Origin of the sequence: Phocaeicola intestinalis (assembly GCF_014837065.1) — a bacterium.
GTDB lineage: Bacteria > Bacteroidota > Bacteroidia > Bacteroidales > Bacteroidaceae > Phocaeicola > Phocaeicola intestinalis.
Genome location: NZ_JACSPP010000046.1, coordinates 18856 through 31978 on the forward strand (window position 1 = coordinate 18856; position 13123 = coordinate 31978).

General features: G+C 44.1%; 7 protein-coding genes. 5 read left to right on the forward strand and 2 right to left on the reverse strand.

Going from position 1 to position 13123, the window contains the following annotated elements; all coding sequences use genetic code 11:
* Window positions 1-5: 5 nt before the first annotated feature.
* The 5 genes from pdxT to H9625_RS12800 all read left to right on the forward strand — a co-directional run bounded on the left by pdxT (window position 6) and on the right by H9625_RS12800 (window position 8543).
* Window positions 6-575 (forward strand): pyridoxal 5'-phosphate synthase glutaminase subunit PdxT, encoded by a 570-nt coding sequence (pdxT, locus tag H9625_RS12780; RefSeq protein WP_191764679.1) that lies wholly within the window; start codon window positions 6-8, stop codon window positions 573-575.
* A gap of 226 nt (window positions 576-801) precedes the next feature.
* On the forward strand, window positions 802-4068 hold the full coding sequence (locus H9625_RS12785; protein ID WP_191764671.1) for a SusC/RagA family TonB-linked outer membrane protein: 3267 nt from the start codon (window positions 802-804) through the stop codon (window positions 4066-4068).
* 22 nt (window positions 4069-4090) lie between these two features.
* Window positions 4091-5608, forward strand: a complete 1518-nt coding sequence (gene nanU, locus H9625_RS12790) for a SusD family outer membrane lipoprotein NanU (protein WP_191764673.1) — start codon at window positions 4091-4093, stop codon at window positions 5606-5608.
* A 218-nt stretch (window positions 5609-5826) separates the two neighbouring features.
* The gene (locus H9625_RS12795) at window positions 5827-6420 is read left to right on the forward strand and encodes a nitroreductase family protein (RefSeq protein WP_225226425.1); all 594 of its coding nucleotides are present in this window, start codon (window positions 5827-5829) and stop codon (window positions 6418-6420) included.
* Between the two features lie 83 nt (window positions 6421-6503).
* Complete coding sequence (locus tag H9625_RS12800; RefSeq protein ID WP_140400046.1) at window positions 6504-8543, forward strand: hypothetical protein; 2040 nt, start codon at window positions 6504-6506, stop codon at window positions 8541-8543.
* A gap of 293 nt (window positions 8544-8836) precedes the next feature.
* Here H9625_RS12800 and H9625_RS12805 read toward each other — a convergent pair whose 3' ends face one another.
* Window positions 8837-10423, reverse strand: a complete 1587-nt coding sequence (locus H9625_RS12805; RefSeq protein WP_191764681.1) for an ATP-binding protein — start codon at window positions 10421-10423, stop codon at window positions 8837-8839.
* 105 nt (window positions 10424-10528) lie between these two features.
* Window positions 10529-13123: PL29 family lyase N-terminal domain-containing protein (locus H9625_RS12810; RefSeq protein WP_191764677.1), on the reverse strand; the 2595-nt coding region annotated here is incomplete at its 5' end.

Below are 13123 nucleotides of genomic sequence, written 5' to 3' on the forward strand. Positions count from 1 at the left end.
ATATGCTGAAAATAGGTGTTTTGGCGCTGCAAGGAGCTTTCCTTGAGCACGAACAGATGTTAGACCGCTTGGGTGTAGCACATTTTCAAATCCGCCAATTATCCGATTTGTCCTGCCCCATGGACGGGCTGATTATACCAGGCGGGGAGAGTACGGCTATCGGCAAGCTTTTGAATAGCCTGGATATGATGTCTCCGCTTAGGGAGAAAGTGAAAGAAGGATTGCCCGTATTCGGTACATGTGCAGGTATGATTCTATTGGCAAATGAAATAGAAAACGACCCGAAACGCTACTTGCAAGTAATGGACATCTGCGTGAAACGCAATGCATACGGCCGCCAGTTAGGCAGTTTCTTCACACGTGACCTGTTTGCCGGACAAGAAATACCCATGACTTTCATCCGTGCTCCTTATATAAATAAGGCAGGCGTGCAGGTGGAAGTCTTGTCAACGGTAGACGGGCACATCGTAGCAGCACGTGAAAAGAACATGTTGGTCTGCTCGTTCCATCCCGAACTGACGGACGATACTACAGTACATGCTTATTTCATCGAGAAGATGGTTAAAAAGGTATAAGCAATTGATTTTTAACGCCGTTGTGAGTATTCTTATCCGAGATTACCACAACGGCTGTTTTTGTTCCCATCGTTTAAATAATATGAAAAAAATAAGCCGATAATTACACGGAATGCTGAAAAAATATAATTTTGCACCGGGTTTTTAGAGGCATGCTTCTTATGTGTACATCCAAGGGGTTGGGTGAAAAACAGTTCATGAATAACAATTATTTAATATATAATTTATGAAAAGAAGCATTTTTCTGATTTTATACGGGTGGTGCACCGTGCAGCTTATGGCGCAGAGTCTGACTGTAAATGGAGTGGTTTTAGACGAATCCAGCCAAGCTGTTATCGGAGCTACTGTACTGGAAGAAGGAACCGAAAACGGAACCATTACCAATTTGGATGGCGAATTTACCTTGCAAGTAGAGAAAGGCAAGGCGTTGGTAATCAGCTATATCGGTTTTGAGACACAGCGCGTACGGGCGGTGAATGAAAAGCAATTGAAAATCATTCTTCACGAAGATTCCGAACTCTTGGACGAAGTGGTTGTAGTAGGCTATGGCGTAAAGCAGAAGCGTTCCACGATGACTACGGCTATTTCGAAAATGGACCAGAAAGTCTTGCAGAACGCAGCTCTTTCTAATGCGGCACAAGCCTTGCAGGGTACTGTCAGCGGCTTGCGTGTAACGAATACTTCCGGAGCGCCGGGAAGCGCGCCTACCATCGTATTGCGTGGCGGGGCAGGAATAGAAAGCGCAGGTTCCCCCTTGGTTGTAGTCGATGGCGTAGTCCGTTCCATGGACGATATCAACCCTTCCGACATCGAATCGATTCAGGTATTGAAGGACGCCGCTTCTACAGCGATTTATGGAGCCCGTGCCAATAATGGCGTGATTCTGGTACAGACGAAGAAAGGGAAAGCCGGACATACCCAAGTCTCTTATAAATTTAAAGGAGGCATGAACTTTGCCCGTAAAGGTTACGAATACATGGATGCCGAGAATTACATCCGTTTCGGACGATTGGGGCGCATGTACTCGGGCGGAAGCATTACGGATATCGACAATACAAGAGGATACGGTGCCGTATACGGCGCCAATAACCCTGACCAGTATGCAATCCGCTATTTGGACGGGAACGAGAACTTGTTGCAAGAAGGTTGGAAACAAATGACCGATCCGGTAACAGGCAGGCAAATCGTATTCAAGGATTACGGGACTACCCTGCGTGACGAGGTGTACAAAGACCCTGCTTTTACACAAGACCACTACTTGAGCTTTAACGGAGGAAGCGAAAAAGGCACGTTCGCCGCATCGTTAGGGTATTATTCCGAAGACGGAACGGTAAAAGGCACGGAATACCGCCGGTTCAGCGGTACGTTGAACGGGAATTATAAGGTATTGCCCATTTTGAATATCAAAGGAGGAGTAAGTTTTTCCACCTCTACTGCTCCGGAATTGTATTACGATGACATGGCAGACCTTTTCGAGCGTATGCAGAGTATGGAACCTACCTGGAAACCTTTCTTCGACGACGGGTCGCCTAATTATGGCTACGGCAAGCGTGACGGCAATCCGCTCTATTGGCTGGACAAACTGACGAATAAGAACAATACACGTAAGACAACGCTGAATATCGGCGCCGATTTGGAACTGATAAAAGACAAGCTGTTCTTGCGCGAAAACAGTTCGGTTTATTATGAAGACTATACAAGGGAATTGTTCGATAAGGAATACCGTGACTATTGGAACGTGAATACAGAACGGAAGGCTTCGTTTGATTATCAGCGCACCATCCAGCAGCAGCATAGCGTGCAGCTGGAATATACCGATACGTTTAAAGAAGACCACAATTTCTCGGCAATGCTGGGAGGGGAATATTTTGAGAATCAGTATACCGAATACAGCGGAACCGGCCAGGGAGCACCTTTCGATGATATTCCCACCCTGAACGCATCGGGAAACGAAAATATGACTGCGTATTCATACCGTGAAGGATACCGCATCGCTTCGTTCTTCGGACGGGTGACTTACGATTACAAACGCCGGTATTTGTTTACGGCTGTAGCCCGCTACGATGGCATTTCCCGTTTGTCCGACAACCGCTGGGGATTCTTCCCGGGTGTGTCTGCCGGTTGGAATATCCACGAAGAAGCTTTCTTTCACAACAGCCCGCTTGCCAATGTGGTCTCTACGTTAAAGCCTCGTATTTCGTACGGCATCAACGGCAATGTGAACGGCATCAACAATTACGACGTATATGGGCTGTACGGGCAAGCCAGCGGCACACATCCGTATAACGGAGTGAACGGCATTCTGAATACGGCAGTTATCAATTCGCAACTGTGTTGGGAAAAGAGCAAATCGTTCGAAGCAGGTTTAGACCTTGGCTTTCTGAACAACCGTTTCAATCTGATTCTGGATTATTATAACCGTACGACTTCCGACTTATTGACCGATGTAAACCTGCCCGGGTACACAGGATTCGATTCGTTTAAGACCAATTTGGGAACGTTGCGTAACAGCGGGTTCGAGGTGGAAGGCAACCTAAACCTGATTTCCAATCCGAAAGGATTCAACTGGAATTTCTCTTTTAACGCTTCGTATGTGTTCAATAAGATTGTGAAATTGCCCGATAATGGCAATGAGAACAACCGTCAGGGCGGATCTCAAGTTTGGGACCCGGCATCTCAACAGGTCATTTGGGTAGGAGGATACCAGGAAGGTCATACGTTGGGCGATATTTATGCATATCAGCAGGTAAAAATCTTGAGAGACGAAAACGAAGTGGCACAATTGGCAGGAAACCGTATGGATATGATTGCAGGACTGTACGGGCCGAATGTCAGCGAGGCAGACCGCCAACGTTACGGACTGACCAAGCCGATTGAAGCCGGCGATGTGCTTTGGGCAGACTTGAACGGCGATAATGTCATTGACCAGCTGGACCGCGTAAAGGTCGGAAACATCTATCCGAAATGGACCGGCGGCTTCAGCACTACCCTTTCGTATAAAAATGTCTCGCTTTACGGGCGGTTCGACTTTGCAGTCGGGCATACCATCTTGAACATGGTGGCGATGCGTTCTATCGGGCAGTCGGTCGGATTCAAGAACATCATTGCCGACGGGCTGGATTGCTGGACAAGCGAAAATCCGGATACAGACCTGCCTAAGTCATACTACGATGATTCCACCAATAAGAAGAACCTTTACCGCGATACGGCAGGAAGTGACATTACGAGCGTAGACAACCGTAGTTCCCGTTTCTATGAAAAGGGCGACTATTTGGCTTTGCGTGAATTGACATTGAGTTGGAAGCTGCCTGAGAAATGGGTTTCCAAGATTCATAGCACCGATGTTTCATTGTATATTACAGGGCAGAATCTGTTTTACATTACGGGATATAGCGGCACGTCTCCCGAAGCTCCGTTGGTTTATCCGGGAGTCGATACCGGACGTTATCCGACTCCGCGTACCGTATTGGTCGGTGCGTCTATTTCATTCTAACTTTAAAAAACGTATGATGATTATGAAGAAAACAATACTGATGTCAGTTTTGGGCGTGATAGCGGCATGCTCATTTAGCAGTTGCCTGGATATGACCCCAATCAGCGAAATTACCGATGAAAATATGTGGAAGAACGAAGGGCATTTCACTTCCTTCATGTATGGCATACACAGCCGCTTGCGTGATGCCGATGCGCAAAATCTGTTTATGTTGGGCGAATTGCGTTCGGACATTTACAATACAGGCATCGGCTGGACGGGCGAAAGCAATCAGGTAGAAGAAATCACTTCCAATACACTGACCGAAGAACGTCCGGGCATTGAGAATTACGGCGGACTGTATTACAATATCAATCAAATCAACCTGTTTCTCTCACGGGCTGAAACCACAGACTTATTAAGTGAAGCCGACCGCAATTATTACTTGGGCGAAGCGTATGGGCTGCGTGCCTTCTATTATTTCCATTTATTGCGCTCGTGGGGCAATGTGGTATGGAATGCCGACCCCAGTTTAGGTTTTGAAGTAGGCAACTTGGAGCGTCCGGCTACGGATGCGTCAACCGTAATGCAGTATATCAAAGACGATATTGCGTCATCTGAAACAGCTTTTGGAGACGATTATTCGTTCCGTGCCGGGCGTTCGTTGTGGTCGAAGGCGGCAACACTGACTTTAAAAGCGGAAGCTTACCTTTGGTCCAGCAGGCAAATGAATGGCGGAACGGCTGATGCACAGACAGCTTTAGAGGCGTTGAACGATGTGCAGACGCATATCTCACGTACAGAATTGGATTTGCTGCCCGATTTTGCCTCTGTGTTCGATTACGAAAATAAGGGCAATAACGAAATTATCTTCTCGCTGCATGCGGCTTACAACGAGGCGGATTTGTTTAACGGAGAATGGCGCAACCGCATGGTACCGCAACAGACCACGTTGAGCAGTTATTACGAAAGCGACGGTTCGCCCATCAGCCTGAACTTTAACGGCAATGTATATTATCCGCTCCGCAAAGAACTGTACAGCCAGTTTGATGAAGCAGACACACGCTTGAGCGGAACATTGCGGGCTGTTTATAGCAAAGACGAATCAGGAACGGTTGCATACGTCGGTTGTTTTGCTTATAAATTCCGGGGCATGACACCTGCCGGCGCTTCATACCGGGAGTTTTGCGACGATTACCCCATTTACCGTTATGCCGATGTGTTATTGCTGAAGGCAGAGGCGGAAGCGGTACTTGGCAGTGACCCTGCAGAAGAAATCAATCAGATTCGTCAGCGGGCGTATGCCGGAGCGTACGAGGAAGCGTCAATGGGTTATCCGCATCTGGCAGGAGACAACGAAGGAATCAACGAAGTGCTTTTGCGTGAACGTTTGCGTGAGTTTATGTTCGAAGGAAAACGCTGGTACGACCTTCGCCGTTTCGGACAAGAATACGTCATGAAATATTCGTCCTTGCAAAACCCAGACCATTTGCTTTGGCCCATCGATACAGACACCATGACAGATAATCCGGCATTGACACAAACACCGGGATACGAATAAGTTTGTGAGTTTTTAAGTTTATGAGTTTTTGAGTTTATCATATTGTTTGTATATTCGCAATTGGATTTTTACCACAAAGGACACAGCGTTTTTCTCTAAAAAAATCATTCCTTTGTGATACTCTGTGCCCTCTGTGGTAAAATCCAACAAAACTCACAAACTTAAAAACTCAAAAACTCATGAAACACGTATTAATCGCAACCCTGCTTCTGCCCCTGATGGCGTGCGGAGGAGGACAAACACAGGCAACCGCCGAAGTTACCCAAGACAGTGTAAAGAATCAAGTAGTGGAAACCATCATGACACGCCGTAGCATCCGCCAGTATAAACCGCAGGCGGTAGAGCGTGAAAAGATGCAGACTATTGTCGAATGCGGTATCAATGCCCCCAATGCCATGAACCGCCAACCTTGGGAAATCCGTGTCGTAGACAATCCCGATTATATTAACGGCGTAACCGAATTATATAAGAAAGCCAATCCGAAAGCCGCGTCAGACTCTACATTCCGCAATATGTTCCGCAATGCACCTACGGTAGTCTTTATCGGGCACGATACAAAATCAGAAAGTTCGCCTTTCGACTGCGGTTTGTTGGCTGAAAACATGATGATTTCAGCTTGGTCTATGGGGATAGGAAGTTGTTGTTTGGGAAGTCCCGCCCGCTTTATGAAGAGTCCTGAAGCGGCTGAATACTTGAAAAAGCTAAACTTCAGTGAAGGTTACGAACTGTTATATTGCATCGGCTTCGGCTATCCCGATGAGACTCCAACCGCCAAGCCTCGTGAAGCAGACAAAATCCAATTTATCGAGTGAAATATATCACTAAAATTTAAATGTAGAAAAAACAGAGGCATAATGTAATCTTATTTAAGGATGCAGTTCCATACGAAGGCGTATTGTCAAGAGCAACTTCTGCAAACGGCGTATGGGTTTTGCCGCATGACTTTACCCGTTATGAAGATATTGAAGACGCAAGAACGAAGAACTACCTGTTGTTCAAGGCTAATGATGGTGCTAAGCACGCTTTGTCGTTGACCGCAACGTTGGGCAACACCACCATCAAGACAGCTTATGATTTGGGCGCAAGCTTGAAGAAAATAGGCAAAGTGGAAGTATATCCTAATAATCTGACTAACTGTGCTGTAAATAAGGAATATGTTCCGACTTATTCAACTTCATCTGTTGATGCCAATGCCGTTTACGACTATTGGTTGACTTTTGAACAATCTGCAGACAATCTGAAAGCTGTTCAGCTGTATGGCGCAGAAATCGTTAACGATGGACACTCTTTCAGATATACAAGAGACACAGGTGTAAACAATTCTGTTAAATTGGTCTACAACTATATTTTGATGGACGGAACTGTAGTAGAGGGTGATAAAGCGCCTATATTTACTGCATTGATGCGCGAAGAAATGGCTACAGAACATACTGTAACATTAGAACGCCTGAATGTTCCGATGGATGCAAAATACATTGATGGAAAAGACAACAAAGAATTGACTTGGATTGATAATTGGATTTGGAGTAATAACGGCGAAAAAGTATTTGCATTGAATACTGAAGCATACTCTTTGACTGAATTGCTTAACGGAATGAGTGATGTAGAAAAAGCAGTATGGAATAGTGCAATTGCAAACAACTCCGTGAAACTGACCGTTATTGGTGGTGAAGGTGACAATAACCAAGATAATGACAATGACGATATGGGTCACAATGTCCGTTATTCTGTTGACACAAAGAACAATACCATTACTTTCCAGTTCTGTGTATCTTATGGATATCCATACAATTTCAGCTTGAACAACGCATACCAGTTGACTTTGACTGTAAACGATCAAGATACCCAGACTCCGGTAGCATCTATCGTATTGCCGTTTGAATTTACTCAACCGACTTTGGATATCACTCGTGAAAACGGTGAAAAGGCTATTTGGACCAGCGATACAGAATTGAGACTGTATGGTGATAAAGTTGGTAATTATATGTATGCTCCGCTCTTTGAAGCATTCACTACTGCATATGAAAAGGAATATAGCAAATTTATACCTAATGCAGAATATTATGTACTGAAAGGTAATCCTAAATATAACATTTATGATGGTAAAATTATGGATTACACTTATGACAAATTGAATGCACCGTTAACAGAAATTGCTTATTCAAGTAAGGCTGAAGAATGGGAGACCTATATTCACAAGGGTGATGTTAACAGTAGCGAAATTGAAATCTTCGCTGAATATAATTTCTATGGAGTATATCCAGCAACAGAAGAGCAAGTAAAAGACTTTACATTAGTATTTGCAAGCTTACTGGGTGATGCAAAAGAAGTTAAGACTAAAGCATCTGAATACATTTCTAATAATGTAACCCGTGAAGTTATCTTGAAAGATACAGATTTCACTTTGACCGATGCATTAGGTAATCCATTCTATCTATTTGATGGTATTACAGCTGATGGTAATATTGATCCGCGAGATGAAATGAACCAACGTCAAGGCTTTGAAGAAGATACTGAAGGTTTTGCACGTAATTTCGTTCTTGCAAATGCAAATATCACTGCAGTAGATAAAAATGGTAAGACTATTTTTGATAAGGCTAAGGGTAGTATTATTGTAGGTACAGCAGGAACTGCAGTTGTTGATCCAGATGGTTCAATAACTATTACTCAAGGTTATGCAGGATTCTATGAAAATCTTTATACTAAGACCAATGGTTGGGCAGTATCAGGTCCTTATGAAGATAAGGTTGTTGTCGTTAACTTGCCAGCTAAACAAGCGAATAAGAAAGAAGGTTTGCCTGCTGTTCCAGGTGGCATCATGATTCAGTTGCCTAATAATATCGGTACAACTGAGCCTATAACTCTCAAGTTCGAATTGGTTGACGTATTCGGTGTTACTAAGACTCTGTCTGTAACTGTAAAAGCAGCGAAGTAATAACAGCCTAAGCAAAACAATTCAGAATTAACACTGCTTACTAAGATAAGAGAGGCGTTCCCAATCTCATAATGGGAAACGCCTCCCTTTCTTTTTATCTTTACATTAACCTTTAAATTACGGATATGAAAAAATGAATTCCACATTTCACCCAATGAACTGTAGGGACGTATCGCATATGCCCTGAAATCATCCGCGTGGATAAGTTGGCGCATTCAGGGCGTATGCGATACGCCCCTACATGGCTTTTGCGAAATTCATTAATAGTAAATCGTAAATAGACAAATAGTAAATCAGACGGTTTTCCAGTCCTCCACCGTACCCGTTTCGGAAGAGAAGTTCACTCCTATCTTATATAAGGTGCGCGGGTCTGCTTCGTAGGGTCGGGCATAACCTTTCGCCTCTATCTGCGCCAAAGCCTCGTCCGCCGTGCCGTCGCGCTTGAACTCGAAAATATAGATGTAGTCATCCGTCTCCACGATGCAATCGGCACGCCCTTGGCTCTGTTCTTTCTCTGTATAGACCGTGTAGACGCTTATCAGGCGGAAAATGAGGTAAAGCGTATAGTGGAAGAAGCGTTCCTTCTCCGCCTCGTCCTTCTTGGCACGCATTGAGTATGGGATACTGGCAAGAAAAGAAGTAAACAGCTTGCGAAGCTGTTCCAAATCGCCGTGTTTCAGAGATTCCACTACGTCTATTACCCAATTCCCCATATTTTCTTTGGATTTCAGGTAATCGGAAGCGATTAAGGACACGAAACCGTTCTTCACTTCGTTGTTCGGGAAATCGAGGAGAAAACGTTCGTATACAGGCTCGTATCCTTTGATGGTCAGATAACCGCTTTGGTAAATCATCGGTAGGGGCTTCTCCACGTCCGCCTTGTAATCGACAAACTCTTCGGGGCGGTAATAGCGTCCGGTCAGTTCGTTCAGGTCCTCCTGCGTATGGTTCAGCAGGCGGACCAGATAGGTGGGTGTGCCGCTGGAGAACCAATAGTCGCGGAGTGCCTTTTTGGCAAATGCGTTCAGCAGACTGAACGGGTTGTATATGTCCGTCAGGTTGCCGCTGAAGTGATAGCCGTCATACCGGTGCTTCAGCATGTCCAGCATCCCTTCTTCAGTAACCTTATATTTTACCGCCAATGCCTTGATAGGCTCGGCAAAATAATGCTCCAGTTCTTCCTGCGTGATGCCGCAAAGCGTTTCATACTGCTCGTCCATGCTGATGTCGCTCGGTTGGTTGAACCCGCTGAACACACTTACCTGCGAGAACTTGGTCACGCCCGTCAGCAGCACGAACTGAAGGTCTTCATCCGCCAATTTAAAGGTGGAATAGAAACTCTTTAATATTTCCCTATGGATGCCTTCCAGCAGACGCTCCTTCCCGTCTATCGTGGTCGTGTATCCCGTGTCCAGCACATCGAGTATGGGTTTGTCGTATTCGTCTACCAGCACCACGCACCGCCTGCCGTACCGCTTGTGCGCCTGCTGCAGCACGTAGGCGAACCGCTTGCCTATATCCTCAAATTCTGTAGTTCGCCCGTATTCCTTTTCCCATGTGCCGACCGTACCTCCTATGATATCATCCAGTTTGCCCGATCTTGTAAAGTCAGTCCCGTTAAAGTCGATATGGAACACGGGGTATTCCGCCCACTCGGTTTCCAACTTGTCAATAGCAAGCCCCTTGAACAGTTCTTTTCGCCCTTGGAAATAGCATTTCAAGGTAGAGACCAGCAGGCTCTTGCCGAACCGGCGCGGACGGCTCAGGAAATAGATTTTCCCGCCTTTTACTAACTGGTAAATCAAACCGGTCTTGTCGACATATACATAACCGTCTTCTATAATCTGGTCAAAGCTCTGAATTCCTATCGGGTACTTCATCATGCATCAAGTTTTGGATTTACGCAAAGAAACAAAATTATTCTGAAAGGGGCAATAAAAAAGCGGCTCAAAAGAGCCGCTTTTATAATAGAAGAGTTAATTGAATTATTCAACCGTAATTTGTACAGGTACTGAACTTGTCTTAGAATATCCCCAAATATCGGTAACTGTAATTTCAACAGTTGTTGTTGAAGTTTGTGGAACATTCTGTGAATGCATTTCAAAGTATCCGTCACGCTTAACCGTTGTATTACCAGAAGTAATCGGAGGCAGAGCATCAGTCGGAGCACCTGTAATCGTAAAGATATTAGTATTACCAGATTTAGCAGAAACAGCTTTGATGTCTTCACGTGAATAAAGAGATTTACCATTCTTCCAAATAGGCAATACATCATAAGTAACAGCAGTATTGTAAGTGTTACCGATAATAACATCATTACCGAATTGATAGCCATCCAAATCAGATGCCGGAATGACAACTTGGCTACCTTCTCTCGGAGTTACATTACCTTCGTAAATCGGGCTCAAAATCTTAGCAGTGAATGTGAAGCCTTCATTTTCAGGATATTCCCAAGCATTAGCGTATTTACCTGTGATATGGAATGTCAATACTTGACCGTAACCCTTTTGGATACCAGTTGTTGTATTCTTATCCTTATCATTCAGAGTAACCATTGTTGATCCATCAAATTCCTTATTGTCCATACTTGCCAAATCGCTTGACTTCAGATTATCAACTACATTCGTTTGATCATCCAATGCAATTGTAAATCCGGTAGTTTCTGCTTTAGCGAATACACGGTTTAAATTGAATGCAGCTTCACCGGCTTTTTGATCCTTTTCATACATGTAGCAAACTGCATTTCCATCAATTACAAAGTTAGCATCCAATTGGAACAATGTAGTGATAGACGGCAATGTTAGAGTGAACGGAACTGTAATTGTATTCAATACGGTAGTTGAGTTCTTTTTGAAATCAATTACCGCATTATACTGCTTATTAACATCAAAGTTAGCGCCTGCAGTTGCATTAGTAATGCGGAACTGGATGAAGTTTGCATCCTTCAAACTACTTACTTCTGTTACTTTAGCTTCATTCTTATTTACGAATGTAGCATCAATACCATCCGCTTCTGCGAAATCATCAACATTCTTGTCTGTTGTATCTACAAACTTAACGGCTGTACTTGCCAAATCAGCTTGCGTATTCCACAAAGCAACACCTTGAGTACCCAAAGCTTCTTTCATCTTATCCAAACTTACATAGAAGTAGTTTTCATCCGCATTCTTATTCTTGATTTCATACGAAATCGGGTCATAAGTTACACCAGACGTAATAATGGCAGACTGTTGGATAGCAAGTGTAGTCTTTTTATAAGTACCGTTCTTATCTACCGTTTCAACAACGAGATTGAAAATCGGTTTGGTTATGTTGTCTGGAGTGGTAGTGGTCATAAATCTATAGCTACCTTCCGATTCTTCAATCTGTACGCCATACAAAGTCTTGTCGTCATTGTCTACCGAAAGGTGCATGTCATACAGGGCAGCTCCTTCAGTCGCTGTTACCGAATACCACTTGTTTGCATCAACTATAATAGGATTATCCTTATCAGGATCAGAGCCTACTGCTTCTGTGGCTACAGTTGTGCTTCCGTTTTTTACATTGACTTTAGTCAATGATTCGCCGCTGTTAGCTTTTCCAACTGTAACGTCATAAGCTGAACGTGTTTTGCCAGCTACAACAGCATAAAGTTTGTTTTTTTTACTTGATACAAATTGATTCTCGAAATTGTTCAAAGCATTAGCATCATCGAAATACACATCTTCCATAGAAAGCGTGTACAGACCGTTCGTCGATGCAGCTCTGGTCTTCAATTCTGTATCAGCACTTGCAGACAAAGCGATGCTGCTTGGGATATTGTTTTTGCTATCAATCAAGCTAAAGTCGATAACTGTTCCGTCTACATCTGTCGGATTCAGTTGGATGCCGATGGTAGACATGGCAGCTACAAGGCTACCGTCTTTTGCAGGAAGAGCTCTTGGACCTGCCCATTTATCACGATCCGGTCTGCCTGTTCCATCATATTTGAATGTGTATACGTAGTATTTCAACGCAGGACTGTGGTCTTGAAGAGTTAAATCTGTCAACGAAGAAGTAGCACTCTGCAGCTTAACATCCTTATAAGTACCATCGGAAGCGTAAACACGGAAAGTATATCCTTCAGCTTCGCTACCCGATACGCTAACACCTGATACAGGAATATTGGTAGTCTTATAAGTACCATCTTCCTGCAGAACAGACCACATATTGTTTTCAATAATAATCTGGTCTTTGTGTTCTTCGCCCGGTTCCGGAGTAGGAGCAGGTTCTGCCACTTTGATATCTGTAGCTTCACCATCGATATACAAAACTCCATCCTGTACGGTTACAACACTACCTACCTGATCTTCTAAAGCAACCTGTGTCGTTGTGCCATCCGAGAAAGTGAAAGTAATGGTATTACCTGTATTAGATACGGCAGTAACATACTTTCCTCCTTCTACAGCACTCTGCAACTCAGTAATTGCTGTGTTTACATCATTAATCTGACCTTGCAGATTACTGATGTCATCATCATAGTCTTTACAAGAGGTAAAAGTTCCTGCCGAAGCGAACAATAACGCTCCGAACAGCAGTGCACTTAAATACTTTTTTCTCAT